At 42.3% G+C, this 21,154-nt stretch carries 25 protein-coding genes; 11 read left to right on the forward strand and 14 right to left on the reverse strand.

Features of this window, described 5'->3' with window-relative positions; all coding sequences use genetic code 11:
• Positions 1–2 precede the first annotated feature (2 nt).
• The 4 genes from KXQ82_RS03590 to KXQ82_RS03605 all read left to right on the forward strand — a co-directional run bounded on the left by KXQ82_RS03590 (position 3) and on the right by KXQ82_RS03605 (position 3,263).
• Positions 3–1,301, forward strand: a complete 1,299-nt coding sequence (locus tag KXQ82_RS03590; RefSeq protein WP_219486768.1) for a 4Fe-4S dicluster domain-containing protein — start codon at positions 3–5, stop codon at positions 1,299–1,301.
• A 35-nt stretch (positions 1,302–1,336) separates the two neighbouring features.
• Positions 1,337–1,765 carry a DUF2750 domain-containing protein gene (locus KXQ82_RS03595; protein WP_219486769.1) on the forward strand — a complete coding sequence of 143 codons (429 nt, stop codon included), beginning with the start codon at positions 1,337–1,339 and terminating at the stop codon, positions 1,763–1,765.
• 124 nt (positions 1,766–1,889) lie between these two features.
• Positions 1,890–2,657: a (Fe-S)-binding protein gene (locus KXQ82_RS03600; protein WP_219486898.1), complete on the forward strand. Its 768-nt coding sequence runs from the start codon at positions 1,890–1,892 to the stop codon at positions 2,655–2,657.
• A gap of 120 nt (positions 2,658–2,777) precedes the next feature.
• On the forward strand, positions 2,778–3,263 hold the full coding sequence (locus tag KXQ82_RS03605) for an ABC transporter ATPase (RefSeq protein WP_219486770.1): 486 nt from the start codon (positions 2,778–2,780) through the stop codon (positions 3,261–3,263).
• A gap of 16 nt (positions 3,264–3,279) precedes the next feature.
• Here the strand turns inward: KXQ82_RS03605 and KXQ82_RS03610 are convergent, their stop codons facing one another.
• A complete protein-coding gene (locus KXQ82_RS03610; RefSeq protein WP_219486771.1) occupies positions 3,280–3,771 on the reverse strand; it encodes a hypothetical protein in 492 nt (163 codons plus the stop codon).
• 140 nt (positions 3,772–3,911) lie between these two features.
• On the opposite strand from KXQ82_RS03610, the gene KXQ82_RS03615 reads away from it, so the two are divergent.
• Positions 3,912–4,535, forward strand: coding sequence for a YdeI/OmpD-associated family protein (locus KXQ82_RS03615; protein WP_219486772.1), 624 nt, complete (start codon positions 3,912–3,914; stop codon positions 4,533–4,535).
• A 12-nt stretch (positions 4,536–4,547) separates the two neighbouring features.
• Here the strand turns inward: KXQ82_RS03615 and KXQ82_RS03620 are convergent, their stop codons facing one another.
• From KXQ82_RS03620 to KXQ82_RS03660, 9 genes are all read right to left on the reverse strand, one after another.
• Positions 4,548–5,027: an acyltransferase family protein gene (locus KXQ82_RS03620; RefSeq protein WP_369412422.1), complete on the reverse strand. Its 480-nt coding sequence runs from the start codon at positions 5,025–5,027 to the stop codon at positions 4,548–4,550.
• Positions 5,015–5,443, reverse strand: coding sequence for an acyltransferase family protein (locus KXQ82_RS19935; RefSeq protein ID WP_219486774.1), 429 nt, complete (start codon positions 5,441–5,443; stop codon positions 5,015–5,017). The genes KXQ82_RS03620 and KXQ82_RS19935 overlap by 13 nt, the downstream gene beginning before the upstream one ends.
• Positions 5,444–5,682: 239 nt before the next feature.
• Complete coding sequence (gene mtgA / locus KXQ82_RS03630; protein ID WP_219486775.1) at positions 5,683–6,423, reverse strand: monofunctional biosynthetic peptidoglycan transglycosylase; 741 nt, start codon at positions 6,421–6,423, stop codon at positions 5,683–5,685.
• Between the two features lie 177 nt (positions 6,424–6,600).
• The gene (rplI, locus tag KXQ82_RS03635; protein WP_219486776.1) at positions 6,601–7,044 is read right to left on the reverse strand and encodes a 50S ribosomal protein L9; all 444 of its coding nucleotides are present in this window, start codon (positions 7,042–7,044) and stop codon (positions 6,601–6,603) included.
• 16 nt (positions 7,045–7,060) lie between these two features.
• Positions 7,061–7,324, reverse strand: a complete 264-nt coding sequence (rpsR, locus tag KXQ82_RS03640) for a 30S ribosomal protein S18 (protein WP_008505994.1) — start codon at positions 7,322–7,324, stop codon at positions 7,061–7,063.
• A 2-nt stretch (positions 7,325–7,326) separates the two neighbouring features.
• On the reverse strand, positions 7,327–7,686 hold the full coding sequence (rpsF, locus tag KXQ82_RS03645; protein WP_219486777.1) for a 30S ribosomal protein S6: 360 nt from the start codon (positions 7,684–7,686) through the stop codon (positions 7,327–7,329).
• A gap of 176 nt (positions 7,687–7,862) precedes the next feature.
• The gene (locus KXQ82_RS03650; RefSeq protein WP_219486778.1) at positions 7,863–8,939 is read right to left on the reverse strand and encodes a terminase small subunit; all 1,077 of its coding nucleotides are present in this window, start codon (positions 8,937–8,939) and stop codon (positions 7,863–7,865) included.
• A 411-nt stretch (positions 8,940–9,350) separates the two neighbouring features.
• Positions 9,351–10,391 carry an XRE family transcriptional regulator gene (locus KXQ82_RS03655; RefSeq protein WP_219486779.1) on the reverse strand — a complete coding sequence of 347 codons (1,041 nt, stop codon included), beginning with the start codon at positions 10,389–10,391 and terminating at the stop codon, positions 9,351–9,353.
• Positions 10,392–10,399: 8 nt separating this feature from the next.
• Complete coding sequence (locus KXQ82_RS03660; RefSeq protein ID WP_219486780.1) at positions 10,400–11,044, reverse strand: hypothetical protein; 645 nt, start codon at positions 11,042–11,044, stop codon at positions 10,400–10,402.
• Positions 11,045–12,052: 1,008 nt separating this feature from the next.
• Between KXQ82_RS03660 and KXQ82_RS03665 the strand changes: the two genes are divergently transcribed.
• On the forward strand, positions 12,053–13,843 hold the full coding sequence (locus KXQ82_RS03665) for a DNA polymerase III subunit gamma/tau (RefSeq protein WP_219486781.1): 1,791 nt from the start codon (positions 12,053–12,055) through the stop codon (positions 13,841–13,843).
• Position 13,844: 1 nt separating this feature from the next.
• Here KXQ82_RS03665 and KXQ82_RS03670 read toward each other — a convergent pair whose 3' ends face one another.
• Positions 13,845–14,270, reverse strand: coding sequence for a hypothetical protein (locus tag KXQ82_RS03670; RefSeq protein WP_219486782.1), 426 nt, complete (start codon positions 14,268–14,270; stop codon positions 13,845–13,847).
• 155 nt (positions 14,271–14,425) lie between these two features.
• Here KXQ82_RS03670 and KXQ82_RS03675 point away from each other — a divergent pair, with 155 nt between their 5' ends.
• On the forward strand, positions 14,426–15,655 hold the full coding sequence (locus KXQ82_RS03675; RefSeq protein WP_219486783.1) for an NADP-dependent isocitrate dehydrogenase: 1,230 nt from the start codon (positions 14,426–14,428) through the stop codon (positions 15,653–15,655).
• A 138-nt stretch (positions 15,656–15,793) separates the two neighbouring features.
• Here the strand turns inward: KXQ82_RS03675 and KXQ82_RS03680 are convergent, their stop codons facing one another.
• Positions 15,794–16,090 (reverse strand): GIY-YIG nuclease family protein, encoded by a 297-nt coding sequence (locus KXQ82_RS03680; RefSeq protein ID WP_219486784.1) that lies wholly within the window; start codon positions 16,088–16,090, stop codon positions 15,794–15,796.
• 104 nt (positions 16,091–16,194) lie between these two features.
• Positions 16,195–16,521, reverse strand: a complete 327-nt coding sequence (locus tag KXQ82_RS03685; RefSeq protein WP_219486785.1) for an MmcQ/YjbR family DNA-binding protein — start codon at positions 16,519–16,521, stop codon at positions 16,195–16,197.
• 195 nt (positions 16,522–16,716) lie between these two features.
• Between KXQ82_RS03685 and rpsL the strand changes: the two genes are divergently transcribed.
• The 4 genes from rpsL (at position 16,717) to rpsJ (ending at position 20,286) form a co-directional block, all read left to right on the forward strand.
• Positions 16,717–17,130: a 30S ribosomal protein S12 gene (gene rpsL / locus KXQ82_RS03690; protein WP_073405808.1), complete on the forward strand. Its 414-nt coding sequence runs from the start codon at positions 16,717–16,719 to the stop codon at positions 17,128–17,130.
• Positions 17,131–17,149: 19 nt separating this feature from the next.
• Positions 17,150–17,617, forward strand: a complete 468-nt coding sequence (rpsG, locus tag KXQ82_RS03695) for a 30S ribosomal protein S7 (RefSeq protein WP_219486786.1) — start codon at positions 17,150–17,152, stop codon at positions 17,615–17,617.
• 120 nt (positions 17,618–17,737) lie between these two features.
• Positions 17,738–19,849 (forward strand): elongation factor G, encoded by a 2,112-nt coding sequence (gene fusA / locus KXQ82_RS03700; RefSeq protein WP_219486787.1) that lies wholly within the window; start codon positions 17,738–17,740, stop codon positions 19,847–19,849.
• A gap of 131 nt (positions 19,850–19,980) precedes the next feature.
• The gene (gene rpsJ / locus KXQ82_RS03705; RefSeq protein WP_040627320.1) at positions 19,981–20,286 is read left to right on the forward strand and encodes a 30S ribosomal protein S10; all 306 of its coding nucleotides are present in this window, start codon (positions 19,981–19,983) and stop codon (positions 20,284–20,286) included.
• A gap of 105 nt (positions 20,287–20,391) precedes the next feature.
• On the opposite strand, the gene KXQ82_RS03710 is transcribed toward rpsJ, so the two are convergent.
• On the reverse strand, positions 20,392–21,108 hold the full coding sequence (locus KXQ82_RS03710; protein WP_219486788.1) for a hypothetical protein: 717 nt from the start codon (positions 21,106–21,108) through the stop codon (positions 20,392–20,394).
• Positions 21,109–21,154 lie beyond the last annotated feature (46 nt).

Raw genomic sequence — 21,154 nt, forward strand, 5'->3', positions numbered from 1 at the left:
TAATGATAGCCCAGGTCATATTTATACTCGTACTCACCGCATCCGTTTATCTTTTTAGTAAAAATGTTGCCAAAATAAGGCGTAACATACTATTAGGCCGCGATACAGACCGCAGCGATAACCCCGCGCTGCGCTGGAAAACCATGGCGAAAGTTGCGCTTGGACAAAGTAAAATGGTGAAGCGCCCTTTTGCTGCGTTGTTGCACTTGTTTGTGTATGTGGGCTTTGTGATCATCAACATCGAAGTGTTGGAGATCGTAATCGATGGTATCTTCGCTTCGCACCGGGTGTTCTCGGGTTTGCTGGGTGGTTTGTATGGTTTGCTAATCGGCTCGTTCGAGGTATTGGCTTTACTGGTGCTGGTATCTTGCGTAATCTTTTTGGCACGCCGTAACATCGCCAGGCTGAAACGCTTTAGCGGCGTAGAGATGACCAGCTGGCCAAAGAGTGATGCTAACTATATTTTGATTACCGAGATCTTATTGATGGCGGCTTTTCTGACAATGAACGCCGCTGATCACAAACTGCAACTACTCAACTTTGAGCACTATATTCATGCGGGGGCTTTTCCGGTGAGTAACTTTTTGGCTCCACTACTACCTGATAGTGCAACTGCTTTGGAAATGGTTGAGCGCGGTTGCTGGTGGTTCCATATCATCGGCATACTGGCATTTTTGAACTACCTGCCGTATTCAAAACATTTCCACATTATACTGGCTTTCCCTAATACCTATTACTCTAACCTGAACCCGAAAGGCAAGTTTGAGAATATGGCATCGGTAACCAACGAGGTAAAGGCCATGCTCGACCCATCGTTCACACCGCCCCCTGCCGAGGTGAGCCGTTTTGGTGCGAAGGACGTAACCGACCTGACCTGGAAAAACCTGATGGAAGCCTATACCTGTACCGAGTGCGGCAGGTGTACATCGGTTTGTCCGGCAAATCAAACAGGCAAACTGTTATCGCCACGCAAAATAATGATGGATACCCGCGACAGGATAACCGAAGTTGGTAATGGTATTGACAAACAAGGAAAAGATTTCAAGGATGATAAGGCACTTTTGGACACCTATATCAGCCGCGAAGAGTTATGGGCCTGTACAAGCTGTAATGCCTGCGCAGAGGCTTGCCCCGTTAATATCAACCCACTGGAGATCATTATGGAAATGCGCCAATACGTGGTAATGGAAGAAAGCCAGGCGCCAGCCAGTCTGAATAATATGTTTGGCAATGTGGAAAATAATGGCGCCCCTTGGAAGTACAGCAATGCTGACAGGTTGAATTGGGCGAAAACGGAGTAATGTGTAGATGTGCAAATGATGAATAAATGATTGTGATGGCACAAGATATTGAGATTAAATATAGACAGTTTGTAGAGCAGGTGGCTGCTACGAAATTGGTTTGGGGTTTGAAAGACAAGCAAGGTTGGGCCAATACCGATTCGAGTGGTGAAGAGGAAGGGGATGTGATCCCCTTTTGGTCGGATAAAACCTTGGCCAAGGCTTGCGCTCGCGATGAGTGGAAAGGCTACTTGCCAACCTTTATAGCATTACCCGAATTTTTAGAAAGCTGGTGTGTTGAAATGGGCGAGAACAATGTATTAGCCGGCATTAACTGGGATGCCAACATGATGGGTAAAGAAGTTAACGGACTGGAACTGGCACTTGATGTACTGGAACAGTTAAAAATAACAGCAACCGATGTTAAGTTTTTGAACTACGAGAGTGTAGAGGCATTTATTGGCGAGATAAACGAAGTTGATTGAAATGTGCAGATGTGAGAATGTGCAAATGAAGAAATTGAAATAAGTAATGGAAGATACTACAATAGTAACAGAAAGTAAATCCGACATCGGACATCCGACTTCCGAAATCCTCCACGTTCCAACCATGGCTGAAATGGTTGCTGCGGGTAAGGAACCCGAAATTTTGTTTTGGGTTGGCTGCGCCGGTAGTTTTGATGAACGTGCGCAAAAAATAACCCGCGATATTTGCAAGATATTGCAGCATGTGGGTATGAGCTACGCCGTTTTGGGCACCGAAGAAAGCTGCACGGGCGATCCGGCTAAACGCTCGGGTAACGAGTTTTTGTTCCAGATGCAGGCCATGACAAATATTGAGCTGCTGAATGCCTACAACATTAAAAAGATAGTAACCGGTTGTCCGCATTGTTTCAACACCATAAAAAACGAATACCCGGGCTTGGGTGGAAGTTATGATGTGATCCATCATACACAACTCATCCAACAGTTAATTGACGATGGTAAGTTGAAAGCAGAAGGCGGTGAAAGCTTTAAAGGTAAAAAAATAACCTATCATGATCCTTGCTACTTAGGCCGCGCTAACGGCGTTTATGAAGCCCCACGCAAAGCTCTGGAGGTACTGGATACCGAACTGGTTGAAATGAAACGTTGCAAAAGCAATGGCCTGTGCTGTGGTGCGGGCGGCGGCCAAATGTTTAAGGAACCCGAAAAGGGAACAAAAGATATAAACGTGGAACGCATTGGCGATGCAATTGAAGTAAATGCACAGGTTGTAGCTGCCGCATGTCCGTTTTGCATGACCATGTTGAGCGATGGTGTAAAGCACTTTGAAAAAGAAAAAGAAATGCAGGTATTGGATATTGCCGAAATAACGGCCCGTGCCAATGGCCTGTAAAAATTGTTTGTTGTTTGTTTGATTGAGTTGCCTCCCGTCTGATTAACGGGAGGCTTTTTTTATTATATAAGCATGACAGCGCATTATGCCCGCTCCACTAATATTTTGTAATTTTGCAGCATGAACTTTTCTGAAAACTCACGCATCTGGATATATCAATCGAACAGGGAATTGGCTGCTGCCGAAGTAGCTAAGCTGCAAAGCATTTTGAACGATTTCACCATTGGCTGGACGGCGCACAATAATCAGTTGAAAGCTAAAGCAGAGGTACGCTATAACCGCTTTATTGTTTTGGTGGTTGATGAAAGCCAGGCCGGCGCAAGCGGGTGTTCTATCGACAAATCGGTTAACCTGATGAAAGCGCTGGAACCGGAGTTCAATATTAACTTGTTTGACAGGTTTAACATAGCCTACCGCACCGAAACCAGCATCAAATCTGTTGGTCGCGATGAGTTTGAAGCGTTGATAAAAAAAGGCGAGGTAACTGCTGATACTATGGTGTTTAATAACCTTGTACAAACGCTTGCCGACCTTGATACCAAATGGGAAGTGCCGTTTAGAGATAGCTGGCACAAACAGGTGTTTGGCGGGTTGGTTATGGCCTAAATATATTCTCTCCTGATCAATGGTTGTAAAAAGCCGGTACCAAAATATCAAATGCCCCTTTTACGCTAATTGAATCAGGTTGGAAGCTTTGCCCGATATAAGGATTGTATACAACCCCATCGTATGATCCTTTAACTCTTTGGTCTTTTGCGTAGGTGAATGTAAGGTTTAAATGCCCTTTTGCCGGTGTTCCGCTCCTGTTATCAAAAGAGTAAATACCCGTATAAGGTATTGCCGTTAAACTGAAATAAGCAAAGCGCGATTTTACACTGTAGGGTATTGGCTGGTCAAAAAGGCTTTTATCAAACGAATCCATTTCAATAAAGCCACGCGCACCCTGGCTGGTAAGACTACGGCAAAAACCAACCTGGCTAATAAAGTTCCTTTCGGTGGCCTGGTTATAGGTGCCCTCGGCATAATGTACTTCGGTGGCATTATTAATAGATAATGTGATCTCATTAGGAGAAGCAGCGTCCGGGTCGCTTTTTTTACAGGCATTTAATGCCATAGCCAATAAGACAACTCCTGATAGAAATTTTAACTTGTTAAACACGAGATAGATTTAAAATATGTATATAAAAGTAATTATGTTTTTTGAATTTTAATATCCTGTAATAAATTTCATAAGCTATTTCCTAAATTAGCTTTATGGAAAATGTTGACCCACGCATTGATGCTTACATCGCCAAATCGGCAGATTTTGCAAAACCTATTTTAACCCACCTTCGCCAGTTGGTGCATAACGCTTGTCCCGGAATAGAGGAAACCATGAAATGGAGCTGCCCCTTCTTTGATTATAAGGGCCCGCTTTGCCAGATGGTTGCATTTAAACAGCATATGGGTTTCGGTTTCTGGAAAGCTACAGCGATGGCCGATCCTAACAAAATATTTAAAAGTCAGGAAGAGTCATCAGCAGGTAGCATTGGTAAAATTACCAGCATGGCCCAACTGCCGCCTGATGAGGTGCTCATTGCTTATATTAAAGAAGCCGTAGCTTTAAATGAAAGCGGTGTGAAATTACCCACCCGTACTACCAATAAAACGCCGGTAGTAAAAGCAGCTTTAATAACCCCGCCCGAGTTTATCACCATGCTGGAAGGTAACTCCATGGCTAAGATGCATTTTGAAGAATTTAGCCCATCCAAAAGGAAAGAATACATCGAATGGTTTGTTGATGCCAAAACGGAGGCAACCAAACAAAAGCGTATGGATCAGGCGCTGGAATGGATAAGCGAAGGCAAGAGCAGGCACTGGAAATATCAAAATTGCTAACCTGGGTTTTAATTATGGTTTTTTATACCATGATTTGATGCGGTTACGGGCCGGTATTTCAATAATGTAATAACTGGCAGCAGCCACACCGATCAGGATAGCGGTTGAAATATAGAAACATGCCTCCGGTTGCTCCAGGTGTATTATTTTATACAAATGGTTAATCATTAAAATTAAGGGCACCTGCAGTATGTACATACCATAGCTTATTTCGCCTAACATAACGCATACTTTATTTGAGGCTATCCGGGTAATTATACCGGTATTAAGCGCCAGCAATATAATAAAGGGCACAAAGAATATGGCCATTAATCCGTTATGAAAATCAAGCTTTAAACCGAATTGGATGGACAGGTAAAAAGTGAGGAACATAGCGATTGTTAGCACAATTAAACCGATATCGTAATTTGCCCGTTTGTGCTTTAATTTTAAATAGATAAAACCAGCCAGGTTGCCTATTAAAAAACCATTTAAATGCATTATAGGCGAAATGTAAGGAAATTGTAGTTGTTAACTATATGAGTGGTGATAAATGGCGAATAAAGTAAGCTATGATATACATATTGGCTTATGCACCAAAAAGCGATAACAATAATTGCTGTTCTTTTAAAATGATTTTTTTGATAGATATAGTTTAACAGAAAAGGGAACAGCAGGTAAAAAAGCACCTCGACAGATAACGACCAGCCGGGGGAGTTTAAACTTACAGCGTATGGCGGCACCCAAGCCTGCATCAACACTGCGCCCAGTAAAAATGCCTTGATTTCTATAATGTGATGGCTCACCATTAATGCCATGGTCATGGCCAAGGCAATAAAGTACACCGGGTAAATACGTGCCAGGCGGTTTATGTAATAAGAAATAATATTCACCTTTTTTTGAGGCTCGCCGCAATAGGCAATTACCATTACAAAGCCCGAAAGAATAAAGAATAAAGAAGTAACTTACACCAACATCTGCACCGGGCCATATTTTAACTAAAAAAGCAGCATTAAATGGCCAAACAGTGCGCCCGTAATGAAAAACCACAATAACCATAGCGGCAAGAAAACGGGTGAAAGTAAGCTGGTCGAGTTTCATGCGTATTAAAGTAGTTTTAAGGTATGATTGAATTTGTTTTGCAGTACTTATAAATGAGTATGTGACTTTAAAAATCCAGCGGCCCCAATCTTCTCATGTTTTTCATGATGAGGTATTTTTTGTGCAGGATATGATCATCAGGGTTGGCCGGCGACCATTTTAATGGGTTAGGCCAGCAGGCGGCGATGAGGGCGGCCTGAGTTTTGTTTAGATCGGCGGCTGATTTATGGAAATACGCTTGCGAGGCAGCTTCTACACCATAAATGCCATCGCCCATTTCAATTTCATTTAAGTATACTTCCATTACGCGTTGTTTGCTCCATAATATGTCTATCAGCAAAGTAAACCAGGCCTCAAAAGCTTTGCGTATATAAGAGCGGCCCGGCCACAGGAAAACGTTTTTGGCCGTTTGCTGGGTGATGGTACTGCCGCCAACCAGTTTGTTGCTGTGCGCGTTTTTATCCATGGCTTTTTCTATGGCTTTAAAGTCGAAGCCGTGGTTCTCTAAAAAGGTGGCATCTTCGGCAGCAACGGCGGCGCGCTTCATCGGGTCGGCAATGTTATCAAAGTCAATCCATTTCTTGTCTATCTTCCAGTCCTTACCATCGCTTTTGCGCTCGAATCCGCGTGTGATCATCAGCCAGGTTACGGGCGGGTTTACAAAGCGATAAAGTATCACCATAAAAAGGCTTATCCCGAAAAAGAGGATAACGGTTAGTTTCAGGATACGAAGTATCAAACGCCATACGCCGCCGCGTTTTATTTTAGATTTAGAGGAAGGCGTATTAGCACGTTTTGTTTTAGCCATAGCTTTATTTCGGATGTCGGATGTTCGATTTCGGATTTATTTGATAGCCGAATTTTCGATTTCGAATATATTTAATATAGATCTGATTTCATAAAAAAAGGTACCTGGCTTACACCAAATACCTTTTTATTTCTTTATCAAAATCCGAAATCGCAATTCCGAAATCCGAAATTCAAATTACTCCGCAACTACAACAAACGGAACCTTAACTTTCACTTCTTTGTGTAAGTTTAAGTTAGCAACATACTCGCCAACAAATTTAGGTTCAGCATCAAATGTAATGCGACGACGGTCAACTTCAAAACCTTCTTTTTTCAATGCATCAGCTATCTGGATAGTATTGATGGCACCGAAAATTTTACCGGTCTCGCCAGCTTTAGCGCCGATAGAAAGTGTAATACCTTCTAAACGTGCAGCAATAGCGTCAGCGTCTTTACGAATTTTGTCTTGTTTAAACTGAGCTTGTTTCAAGTTCTCAGCTAATACCTTACGGGCAGAAACTGTTGCCAATGCAGCAAATCCTTGCGGGATCAAAAAGTTACGGCCATAACCTGGCTTTACTTTTACTACATCGTCTTTTTCGCCGAGGTTTTTGATATCTTGTTTTAAAATAACTTCCATGTGTTTATCCTCCTGCTTATTTTAAAGAATCTGTAACATAAGGTAATAAACCAATGTGGCGTGAGCGTTTAACAGCTTGTGCCACTTTACGCTGGAATTTTAACGAAGTACCTGTTAAACGGCGTGGTAATAATTTACCCTGATCGTTAATAAACTTCAATAAAAAGTTAGCGTCTTTGTAATCAATATACTTAATGCCATTCTTTTTAAAACGGCAATATTTTTTACGGTTATCCTCTACTTTAGGGGCAGTAACGTATTGAATCTGATCTTTTGCCATGATTATGCTGCCTCCTCGGTTTTAGTTTTTTTCTGGAATGCACCGCTACGTTTTTTATCGTTGTAAGCAGTAGCATGTTTGTCAAGCGAAATAGTAAGGAAACGCATTACACGCTCATCACGACGAAGCTCAACTTCCAATTTGTTAATTAACTCACCCGGGGCCTTGTATTCAGTTAGGTGGTAGTAGCCTGTCGATTTTTTTTCGATCGGATACGCTAGTTTTCTCAGACCCCAATTATCCTCCTGGATAATTTCGGCTCCGTTATCGGTTAAGATCTTGCTAAATTTGGCCACAACCTCTTTAGCAGTTTCTACAGATAACAACGGGGTAAGAATGATCACTGTTTCGTACTGTTGCATTTAAACTTTGTTTTTATTGTTTATCCGCTATTAAAGCGGGCTGCAAATGTAGGTATTTGTTTAGATAAATCAAAACGTTTTAAACAAATGATTTACAGGCGGTAAACTCACCCCGGCGGCACTTTGTGCGCCGACCCTCTCTGCTGCGCAAAGAGGGTAAGAAAGAAAAATGGGGTTTACCCTCTTTCCGCCGCAGGCGAAGAGAGGGTCGGCGGCGAAGCAACGCCGGGCTGAGTTTCCTCTTTCCGCGACCACCGTTTCACCGGCAAATAACTCTTCACCACCATGCTCCCCATCCTTTTCTCAATATACAAGCCCGTGTACGGACTATAATACGGGCAACTCGTATCCCTGTCCGGGTTATCATGTTTAATCAGGTACCCCTCCGCCGTATACTGCCCCTCCCTGTCCCCAAACACCTTTCTTTCTGCCGCTACAACTTGTCTTTGTTCCTTATTCCTTGTTCCTTCCTCAATACCTATTTTACCCTCGTCTTGCTTCCTGATTCTCGACTCTTGATTCTGTCCTCCTTCGTCTTGCTTCCTGATTCTCGACTCTTGATTCTCAACAACAACCCTTGGGTATTCTTGGGTATTTTTCAGTTTCTCCTTCGCCTCCTTTTTCACCTGCTTCAGTTTCAGCGCGAACTCCGCCTTTATCCGTTTCTCTGCCGCCGCCACAGCCCTTGTTATCCGCTTAGCTATCTCCAACTCTTGTTCCGTTTCTTTCTTCGCAAAACTATCATCATCATAACGGTCCTGCTCATCCAGGGTTTGTCCACTCACCACCCAATACATGGCCGCCTGCTCTATGTTCTGCCCCTCGTAAAATTTAATGTGCTTTGCTATCTTATCTAAGGCCGATAGTTTATTATTCATCCTGATCTTTACCGTCGTGGCGCCTTGTTTATCTTCCGTCACCGTATAGTTCAACAAAGCCGCCTTGGTATCCTCGTCCACCTCATGCATGGGTTTGGGTTTACCATCCACGCCAAAAAAATTACCCATCCGCGCAAAGCCCACCGTCTTCAGTTCGGCCAGCAGCATTTGCTGCGTTACCTGCGCCCGCTCAGCCGCCTCGGCGCCCCGCTGCTGCAGGTGGCACCTGATTTTAGGCAAGGTCATTAAATACCCGTTCAGCGCCGTAGCTGCCGAGTAGCCCGCCCGCAGCGCCGCCTTCGTCGCGTTAAAATCCTTAAAATACTCTTCACAAAATAATGCTTGTTTGCGGCTGAGGTTCAAAAACTGGTCCATTTGGTTTGGGGTTTATTGGGTTAATGGTTTGGTTGCTTACCGCCGATAAGCTGGCGCTTATCCGAATTGCGATAATTATTACTTATGAAATATTAAAGTACAAATATCGCTATTTTATAGATAAAAAACAAGTTTAATTTATTACAAATAACAAACAGCCACTCCACCATGCCATTTCGACCAAAGGGAGAAATCTTCACAAAGCGATATTCGGAAGGGGTGGATAGGCGCGCGATATGCAGGGCGAGGATGCAGTGTGAACCGCCCCCTTAACTGGTCGAAGCATTCTGCTTCGTCCTAAAATGTATTAAGCTTTCAGCTTAACTATTCAACTTAAAATGTATGCTTTTGCAAGCTGAAAGCTTGCGTCATTTTAGGACGAAGGTATAACCTTCGACCAGTGACGGGAAATTACACTTTTCGCATTGAGGAGATTTTATTTTGAAGATAATTTTCTCTGAACTCATCAATAGAGCTGTCAAGTAATTCAGCAATCTCGGCAATACTGTAATCAAGGTCATCTATATATGCATCAATAATTTGTTTAAGTACCGATGGTTGCTCATGTGGAAAAAAAATAGGTTCCTTAGTACGATACCCTTCCGCACTCATTTGAATTGATAAATACTTATATTGGTTTTCATTCAACATACCGAGATTCTTTGACCGTCTAATAATAGATTGCATAGATGTTTTCCAGTATTTTTTTAGATCCGCTAACGTCATTAAGTTCAATCTAACTAATTGAGTTCTTATATCTGCTTCTGGCATAAGCAATTCGGCGGCGAACTCAAATGCCTCACTTTCCCTGTCTCTTGAGGAATCTACATTACAAGATAGGTGCAAAATAATATGAGCCAGTTCGTGAGCAATAGTTAGCCTGGCCCTGTCAGCAGAAATATCTTTATTAATGAATATTAGGGGTATTCCATTTGTTGTGTACATGCTAAAGCCGTCCATATCTTGCAGTGATAGTGGAATGATAATGGCTCCCTTGTTTTCTACGATTGTTGTTAAATTATCAATTCGGCCTCTTGGTATTTTCCAAATCCTTCTTATATGCTGTGCACAAAGCGAAGGACTTCCTTCAATATCTACATTCCATACAGGAATTTCATTGGCACTTATTTCTATTCCATCTAATAGCTTTAATAGTTGCCTTTCGGCAATGGTCATTTTTGCGTTATTTTGATTTAACTGTTTAACAGAAGTTGATAGTTTTCTTCTAAATTCTCCCTGTATGGGGATTATTGTATCCTGATTATCAAAAAATGATACAGGAAGATTTAATATTTTCGCAGCCAATTGAGCGAGGCTTTCATCAAAGCCGGAACCGAATTTTTCAATTTTGCTAATGGTTCCCTGTGCAACTCCCATAAGTTCTGAAAGTTGGGTTTGAGTGTATCCTCTAAGCTCTCTGGCAAGCTTTAGCATCTGAGGATTAAATTTCATAAGGTAATTTAATTATTTGTACCGGTGTTTTTTCTTTTAACGTTCTTCTTAACCTTCACGCGTTTAATTACTTGTTCAATCGCTTGTTGTTTTTTATCATCATCATAGTCATCAAAAGCAAATGTCACTTGTTCTATTGATTCGCCTCCATATTCATCAATCCACATTAATTGTTCACCATCCCAGCACGCAGTATATATACCTCGAATTTCTGAACCTGTTTTATCCAAAGAATATCCTGCATACAAAATTGTAGGCCTTTCCGGTAAACCAGGAATGCTGCTATCTTGATAGCGATATTTAATACTTTGAAAAGTTTCCGCACCACTCATTTTAAAGTTTTTCGGATCCATTTTTTTGAAACGAATAAAAAATAAATCTTTATAAAGAAAGCCAAATACACCATTGTATTCACCCGCTTTGATATCGGCATGCTCAAAAAATTCATTAAAAATCCGATGAGAAATATGATCATGTACAATACCAGCTTTAGTTCTGGGTTTATATTTAACTGAACCGATTCCCAAAGAATTTGAAAAATCTTGCATCCTACTCCAGTCTGCTACCGAGAGGTTGATGATGGTGGCAATTTGACTATGTAAATCTCCAATGTTGGATTTATAGTCAGCGAGGGATAGAAGTTTTCTTTTCATAAAAATTCATTTTATCAAAAGTAAAACTTTTTTACCAAATCAAAGAAAAATATTCCACTTTTTTATAAAAAAATATTCCGTGGCTGGCGCACGCGTGCCGCGTGTGCAATAGCCGAGCCCACCTGTCTATCGAGGATTGCTTCGTGCCTCGCAATGACGCAAAAAAGAAAGAGACGAAGCCCCGTCAAGCTTCGGCCAAAAGCAGGGAAAGAGATAAAAGCGCGGGCCTTGTCGCAACGGAGCGGGCCGGGCGTATGTCGGGAATGACGGTTTAGCCGTACTGAGTGGAGCAAAGCGTAACGGTGCGGCGTAAAGAACTGGCAGGGCGCGCAGGGCAGCAGTGTTGCGACTTGATTTTTGGTTACTTTTCATCAAGGAAAAGTAACTAAGCCCGTCGCGGCTATGAGCGACCCGATGATGCTTATCGTAGCCGTAATAATCCGTCACCTTTCTCAGAGATTATTCATTGATAATTGTTTTTTCAAATGGTATGAATGAACTCCCTTTGGTCGGTTGTCCACGTCGTCCCCGAAAAGGGATTCCTCGCGATGACATAAAAAAACTTTAAAATATTTTTTCACCCTCTTTGCGACTTGTCGCAGAGAGGGTCGGCGGCGAAGCAACGCCGGGGTGAGTCAAACGAACGGATATTCAAATCTCTTCACCCTCTTTCCGCCGCAGGCGAAGAGAGGGTCGGCGGCGAAGCACGCCGGGGTGAGTCCAAAAAAAAAGCGGCGAAGCTTTACAGCTACACCGCCTAAACACACCTGTTTAACAAAGAGTTATTTATTAATCATTTTCCCCGTAATTAATTATAACTGGATTCTTTGTACTGTCAAAGGTACTGCAGTACTAACACTTCACAATCAGTGAAAACACCGAAAATGTACCGTGTTTTCACGGTATTTTTACTTAATAGAAAAATGTGTATATAGGCAAAGTTGCCCTCATGCAGCTATCTCAATTTCCCCCTTGCACAAACCCGTCAATATTTATAATTTAGTTGCGATGGATAATTTTATTGTTTCGGCCCGTAAATACCGCCCGGTTACCTTTGATACCGTTGTGGGCCAGCAACATGTAACCAATACGTTAAAAAATGCGATAAAGAATAATCAGCTGGCACAGGCCTTTTTATTCTGCGGACCGCGTGGTGTAGGCAAAACCACCTGCGCACGTATCCTGGCAAAAACCATCAACTGCACCAATTTACAAAGCAATACAGAGGCCTGCGGCGAGTGCGATTCCTGCGTGTCGTTCCAACGGGGTAATTCGTTTAACTTTCATGAACTGGATGCCGCGTCAAATAACTCGGTTGAAGATATCCGCAGTTTAATTGAACAGGTACGCATACCCCCACAGGCAGGTAAATACAAGATCTATATTATTGATGAGGTGCACATGCTATCGCAGGCGGCTTTCAACGCTTTCCTGAAAACGCTTGAAGAGCCACCATCATACGCTATATTTATATTAGCTACTACCGAAAAGCATAAAATACTGCCTACCATATTATCCCGCTGCCAGATATTCGATTTTAACCGGATACGGGTAGAAGATATGGCGGGGCACCTGGCCGCTATCGCCGCAAAGGAAAATGTACAGTATGAGGATGACGGTTTGCATATCATCGCCCAAAAAGCAGATGGCGGCTTGCGCGATGCCTTGAGCATGTTCGATCAGATCGTTAACTTTTCGCAGGGTAATGTTACCTACCGCTCGGTTATTGATAACCTGAACATATTAGATTACGATTACTACTTTAATGCCACGCAAGGTTTATTAGAAGAGGATACCGCGAAAACACTGCTGCTTTTTGATGAGATACTTTCGCACGGTTTTGATGGCAGTCACTTTATAGGTGGCTTAACAGAACACTTCCGTAACCTGTTGGTGGGCAAGGATGCCGATACTTTAAAATTACTTGAAGTGAGCGAAGGGATCCGCCGCAAATATTTAGAACAATCAAAAGCGGCTTCGGTATCGTTCCTGCTATCGGCCATGAATATTGCCAACCAGTGCGATCTGAACTATAAACTCAGTAAAAACCAGCGGCTCCAGGTAGAGCTGGCACTGCTCAAAATGTGCCACATCAGTTCGGCGCTCAACCTTGCAGTAACCCCCATAAATACCAACCAGCCCGAAGGGCAGGTAAAAAAAAAACCTGATACTATACTAACAGAGGTTGCTCTGCTTAATAATACACCCCCTGCGGCAAGCGTCAAAACAGAGGAAACTGTAGTAGAAGCGAAACCTGTGCAAGCTACACCCGAAGTTAAAGCGCCCCCTGCCGAAGCACCAAAGCCGGGCATAACCATACCAAATTTAAGCGTAAGCTCAGCATCGGTAAAAATACCATCATTAAAAGATATGGGGAAGGTTACTGAAAAGGTAGCTAATGATGACGACCCCTATGTACGTGGAAGCGATAAGGAAGATTTTACCGAAAAAGCATTTTTAGATTGCTGGTACGCATACGCTACTATAATTAAAGAGCAAGGTAAAATGAACCTGCTAAGTATTTATACAGCATCGCCACCAAAAGCTGTGGGGCAATATAAGTACGAAATTGTGGTAACAACAAAAACACAGGAAATGGCCTTTCGGGATGATAAGCCTAACCTGATGAACCACCTGCGCCCAACACTCAAAAATTTTGATATCGACGTAGATACCAAAATGGAAGAATCAACCGGTACACGCCGCCCCTATACCGCTGTTGAAAAATATCAGCACATGGCCGGCAAAAACCCCGAATTGGTTGAATTGCGCAAGCGGTTTAATTTGGAACTGGAGTAAGCTATCTTATCGGCATATCATTCTTCGGATAACCCTCTTCATCCAGGTCATCACGGTCATCTTCAGGAGTGTGTGCCAGGATACGGTCGATAGGGTCGGGTTCAAGCTCATCTTCGTTTTCAATATGCATACCCAGGTTATCTATATCAGTTTCGAGGGATTCGTCTTTAATATATTCATCCACAGCCAGCGGGTTTGATTCATCGTATGATGAAATCGAATCGCCACCATCTTTTACAGCGGTATTGTATGGGTCGGGGTGGTCATAATCGGGGTTATCGCTTTTAACATCAAACTCGTAGCTGCCTTCGGCTTTATTATAGTTTAGGTTGTTGATATCTGTTGTTTCGCCCAGACTGTCTTTCAATGTTCTGTCACGATCAGCACCATCATCGTTCAATTCGGGATATTTTTTGCTTGAGTTCATGGTATTTGAGGTTTATATTTAAAGTTACAGAGAAAACCTTGCCAAAAAAATGAGATAAGTCAAAAAAATGAGGCAGATATTAAAAAGCACTAAAATCAATTTTTATATATTTGGCCTTCATTTTAAAAAGAAGAAACAAAACAACAATCCCGAATATGTCAAAAATTAAAGTAGCTAACCCGGTAGTGGAGCTTGATGGCGACGAAATGACGCGCATCATCTGGAAATTTATTAAAGATAAACTGATCACTCCGTACCTTGATCTGGATATTAAGTATTATGATCTTGGTATCGAATACCGTGATGAGACTAACGACCAGGTTACTATCGACTCGGCAAACGCTATTTTAAAATACGGTGTAGGTATTAAATGTGCTACCATTACGCCTGATGAAGAACGTGTTAAAGAGTTTGGTTTGAAACAAATGTGGAAATCGCCAAACGGAACTATCCGTAATATTTTGGATGGTACTGTATTCCGCGAGCCTATTGTAATGAGCAATGTACCCCGTTTGGTACCAAACTGGACAGCCCCTATCTGCATTGGCCGTCACGCTTTTGGCGATCAGTACCGCGCTACTGACTTTGTAACTAAAGGAAAAGGAAAATTAACAATTAAATTTACACCAGAAGATGGCGGCGAAGAGCAATCATTCGAAGTGTATAACTTTAAGGGCGATGGTGTAGCGTTAGCTATGTACAACACCGATGAGTCTATCCGTGGTTTCGCACACGCATGTTTTAACCAGGCTTTAATGAAAGGCTGGCCTTTATACTTATCAACCAAAAACACCATCCTTAAAAAATACGATGGCCGTTTTAAAGACATCTTCGAAGAAATTTACCAAAACGATTACAAAGCTAAATTCGCGGAAGCTAAAATTACTTATGAGCACCGTTTGATCGACGACATGGTTGCATCGGCCCTTAAATGGAACGGTAACTTTGTTTGGGCTTGTAAAAACTACGATGGCGACGTGCAATCTGATACTGTAGCACAAGGTTTCGGTTCATTAGGTTTAATGACATCAACTTTGGTTACACCTGATGGCACCGTTATGGAAGCAGAAGCTGCCCACGGAACTGTAACCCGCCACTACCGCGAGCATCAGGCAGGCCGCCCAACATCTACCAACCCAATCGCGTCAATCTTCGCGTGGACACGTGGTTTAGAGTTCCGCGGTATACTGGACGGTAACCAGGAGCTGATCGATTTCTGTAAAGCTTTGGAGGCCGTTTGTATCGAAACCGTTGAAAGCGGAAAAATGACCAAAGATTTGGCTATCACAGTTAAAGCCAAAGTTGAACATGGTGTTGATTACCTATACACCGAAGAATTTTTGGAAGCTATTGATGAGAACTTGAAAAAGAAGTTGGGTAAGTAAGAAGCCTGCTTTATAATACATTGAGGGTCTGTTTGCATCGCAAACAGACCCTTTTTAATTTTTGTCATTGCGAGGGACGAAGCAATCTCAGCGACAGGTATCCTACAGCCATGTAAACGCCATGCAATAGATAAAGTTCTAATCATACCAACCATCACTTAAATCATTCCAATTCGGATTTTCTAAATTGATCAAATCAAGTTTCTGTTGCCTCGATCCACCTTTTAATTGCTTCTCGCGGGCAATTGCATCGTCTATCCATTGAAAAGTTTCGAAATAAACTAATTTGTTGCAGCTGTATGTTTTAGTAAATCCCTGATGTACACCGCTCTTATGTTCAAGCGTTCTGTTTTTAACATCGTTCGTTACACCTATGTATAAAACCGCATGATGTTTATTGGTGAGGATGTAAATGTAGTATTGGTGTAGTTTCATTACTCAAATATACGCATTGCGTTGGTTGTGTGGTGGTTACCTTTCCGCAGAGATTGCTTCGTGCCTCGCAATGACAAGTTGGGCGAGAGGGTTGGCGAAAAAAACTATTTCTTATTCTTCACCACCAATCCATAACTATCATCAATAAACTCCTTCAACTGCTTGGTACTTAGCGTGCCATCAACAATAATGGTATTCCAATGCTTTTTATTCATGTGGTAGCCCGGTTGCACGGCATCGTAACGCTCGCGCAGCTCGATAGCCTTATCGGGATCACATTTTACGTTGAAGGTGATGGGGTGCTTATCCAGGCCCATTAACAAAAATAGCTTGTTATTCACTTTAAAAACAAGGGTATCCGGCCCGAAGGGAAGGTCTTCGGCGGCGCCGGGTTTGCTGATGCAGTACTCGCGGATATCTTCTTCGGTCATGGTCATAAAATTAAGAATTTCAGAATCGAGAGCAAAGAATCAGGAAAAAATCCGAAATCGAACATCCGATATCCGAAATAGCAACATATTATCCCTAAATTAAATTTACCCCAACCTATTGTATATCAAAAGATAACTTCCTACCTTTGCAGTCCTTAAAATAAGGACAGAAGTACATAAACATTAAAAGGAACAATGCCTACTATTCAACAATTAGTTAGAAAAGGTAGAGTAGCTCTGGTTGATAAGAGTAAATCACCAGCGTTGGACTCATGTCCACAGCGAAGAGGCGTATGCACACGCGTGTATACCACTACCCCTAAAAAACCAAACTCAGCAATGCGTAAAGTTGCGCGTGTGCGTTTAACAAACGGAAAAGAAGTGAATGCTTACATTCCGGGTGAAGGTCACAACTTACAAGAACACTCTATCGTTTTGATACGTGGTGGTCGTGTTAAGGATTTACCAGGTGTACGTTACCACATCATCCGTGGCGCGTTAGATACATCAGGTGTTGCCGGCCGTAATCAGCGTCGTTCTAAATATGGTACCAAACGTCCTAAACCAGGACAAGTTGCTGCCGCTCCAACTAAAGGTAAAAAGAAATAATTAAGGAGGATAGAAAGCAATGAGAAAGTCGAAACCAAAAAAGAGAATTATCCTTCCTGATCCAAAGTTCAATGATACTTTGGTTACAAGGTTTGTAAATAACATGATGTATGATGGTAAAAAATCTACCGCGTACACTATATTTTATGATGCTGTTGAACTTGTTGAGAAAAAAACCAGCGAAAGCGGTTTAGATACATGGAAAAAAGCATTGAACAACGTTATGCCTGCTGTTGAAGTAAAGAGCCGTCGTGTTGGTGGTGCTAACTTCCAGGTACCTACAGAGGTTCGTCCGGAGCGTAAAATTGCTTTGGGTATGAAATGGTTAATCAGCTATGCACGTAAACGTGGTGAAAAAACCATGATGGAGAAATTAGCAGGCGAAATTATCAGCGCAGCTAAAGGCGAAGGTGCAGCAGTGAAGAAGAAAGAAGATACGCACAAAATGGCAGAAGCCAACAAAGCGTTCTCTCACTTCCGTTTCTAAAATATTGATTGAATGATTGAGTGATTGAATGATTGATTTTTAAATCGGTTATTCAATTTCTCAATCACTTTTAGTTTAATTCAATCAATAATTCAATAAATCAATCATTCAAAAATAATTATGTCAAGAGACTTAAAGTACACCAGGAACATCGGTATTGCTGCTCACATTGATGCGGGTAAAACTACCACTACTGAGCGTATATTATATTATGCTGGTGTTAACCACAAAATTGGCGAGGTGCACGAAGGTGCAGCTACCATGGACTGGATGGCACAAGAGCAGGAGCGTGGTATCACCATCACTTCGGCTGCAACTACAATTGATTGGAAATACCGTGGCGATAATTACCACATCAACATTATTGATACCCCGGGCCACGTGGATTTTACCGTTGAGGTAAACCGCTCGTTACGTGTATTGGATGGTTTGGTATTCTTGTTCAGCGCGGTTGATGGTGTTGAGCCACAATCTGAAACCAACTGGCGTTTGGCTAACAACTACAACGTTGCCCGTATAGGCTTCGTTAACAAGATGGACCGTTCCGGTGCCGATTTCTTGAAAGTTGTTAAACAAGTAAAAAGCATGTTGGGCAGCAACGCTGTGCCTTTGCAATTGCCAATTGGCAGCGAAGATCAATTTAAAGGTGTTGTTGACCTGATCAACTGGAGAGGTATCATCTGGAATGAGCACGATAAAGGCATGACCTTTACCGAAGTTCCAATCCCTGAGGATATGATCGAAGAAGCTACCGAGTGGAGAGAGAAATTGTTGGAAGCTGTAGCTGATTACGATGAGTCTTTGATGGAGAAATTCTTTGAAGCTCCTGAAACTATCACCGAGCGCGAAGTGCTTACCGCATTACGTTCTGCAGTGTTAGATGCCAAAATCGTTCCTATGGTATGTGGTTCATCTTTCAAAAACAAAGGTGTACAAACCATGCTTGACTATGTGATGGAATTATTGCCATCGCCAATGGACGTTGAAGGTATCGTAGGTACTAACCCTAACACCGGCGAAGAAGTTGTTCGTCAGCCATCAGAAAAAGAACCATTCGCAGCATTAGCGTTTAAAATCGCGACCGATCCGTTTGTGGGCCGTTTGTGCTTTATCCGCGTATACTCTGGTAACCTGGAAGCAGGTTCGTATGTATATAACATGCGTTCTGATAATAAAGAGCGTATCTCTCGTATATTCCAAATGCACGCTAACAAGCAAAACTCTATCCCTAACGTAGGTGCTGGTGATATTGCTGCGGTAGTAGGCTTTAAGGATATCAAAACAGGTGATACCCTTTGTGATGAGAAACACCCTATCGTTTTAGAGTCGATGAATTTCCCTGAGCCGGTTATCGGTTTGGCTATCGAACCTAAAACTCAGGCTGACGTTGATAAATTGGGTATGGCTTTAGGTAAATTATCTGAAGAAGATCCAACCTTCCGTGTAACCTCTGACGAAGAAAGCGGCCAAACCATTATATCTGGTATGGGCGAGCTTCACTTGGATATCATCATGGATCGTTTGAAACGTGAGTTTAAAGTTGAAGTAAATCAAGGTGCGCCACAAGTATCTTACAAAGAGTCTATCACAGGTACTACACAACACCGCGAAACATACAAGAAACAAACCGGTGGTCGTGGTAAATTTGCTGATATCCAGGTGATTATTTCTCCTGCTGACGAAGGTACTACAGGTTTACAGTTTGTTAACGAAATCTCTGGTGGTTCAATCCCTCGTGAGTTTATCCCATCTGTAGAAAAAGGCTTTAAAGCTGCTATGGATAACGGTGTACTTGCAGGTTACCCATTAGTAAACATGAAGGTTCGTTTGATAGATGGTTCATTCCACGCTGTCGATTCGGATGCATTATCTTTCGAGATCTGTGCCCGTGGCGCTTACCGCGAAGCTTTACCTAAATGTAAACCAATGTTGTTAGAGCCGATAATGAAGATCGAAATATTAACCCCTGAAGAAAACATGGGTGATGTTATCGGTGATATGAACCGTCGTCGTGGCCAGCTGTTAGGTATGGACTCACGTGCCGGCGCGCAGGTTATCAAAGCAACTGTACCATTGAGCGAAATGTTTGGTTATGTAACCCAGTTACGTACCATCACTTCGGGCCGTGCTACTTCAACCATGGAGTTTGATCACTATGCTGAAGCGCCACGTAACGTACAGGACGAAGTTGTTGCAAAAGCTAAAGGCAAAAAACAACAAGCAAACGCGTAATTGAGTTAAATGTTGATTGGGTTGATTAGGTGAGTGGTTACTCCCAAAACAACTCAATCAACTTAATAAACATAGTCAACCCAATCAACCATAAATAATAGCTCTTATGGTTGGTTATAAAAACAAGTAAAATGAGCCAAAGAATCAGAATCAAATTAAAATCTTACGATTACAATTTGGTAGACAAGTCTGCCGAGAAGATCGTAAAGACGGTAAAACCTACCGGCGCTGTGGTAAGCGGACCAATCCCTTTGCCAACTGAAAAGAAAATCTTCACTGTTTTGCGTTCACCGCACGTAAACAAAAAAGCACGTGAGCAATTTCAATTATGCTCTTACAAACGTTTGTTAGACATCTACAGTTCAAATTCAAAAACTGTTGACGCCCTGATGAAATTAGAGTTGCCAAGTGGCGTTGAAGTTGAGATCAAAGTTTAGTTAGCTGCGATTTTAATCAAAAAATAAAAGTGCCGCTTTCCGAAAGGAGAGCGGCACTTTTTTGTTGAGGATGTTTAAATATCTTGCCTCTTGATTCTAATCTTTCTATTTCTTCCCCATTAACTCATCCACCTTATTGCGTTCGGTTTGCAGTTCGCGGGCAAGTTTCTTTTCCTTATCGTTGGCTTTGGCCTTGTAGGCCTTAAACTCCTCGTCAAGCTCTTCGTACAACTTAATGCGGTACGCAGCCTCATTGCGGTTACTGCCCGACATGTAGATCACCGTGGCCAACGCGCCACCCAATATCAATACCAACCCCCACATAATAATATTGTAGGTGGTTTTGGGCATGCCTATTCCTAAAAAGCTAACCTCATTAAGTTTACTTTGCGATTCGGTAAGGCTTTGATCTTTAGTGGTGATGTTTCCCTGCAGTTCGGTAATGGTTTTGTTTTGCAGCGCCAACCTTTTTTGAGCTTCGTTAAACTTACGCTTTTCGGTATTGAGCGAATCGGTTATGGCTTTGTTGTATGCAATTAACGGTGCCTGCTGGTAGTAATATGTTTTTTTAAGCAGCTCGGCAAACTGGCCGCGTAGGCTATGGTCAACAACAGCCGGTGCTGTAACCGCAGGTAGTTGTTGGGTAGTTGCAGGTGCTTGCTGTGCAGGTACCTGTACAGCCGGTTTTACTGCAGGCGGTATGTATTTCTTTTGTACAACAACAGGCTTGGCTGCTTTTGTACTATCCTGACTATAGCTTAAGTTGTTTGTAAAAAGTAAAGCGAAAGCTATAGTTAAGGTGAGGCCCGGTATCTTATTCATAGGTATTACAGATTGGCAATTTGCTAAAGGTAAAAATTAATATAAA

The organism is Mucilaginibacter rivuli, assembly GCF_019391655.1.
Classification (GTDB): domain Bacteria; phylum Bacteroidota; class Bacteroidia; order Sphingobacteriales; family Sphingobacteriaceae; genus Mucilaginibacter; species Mucilaginibacter rivuli.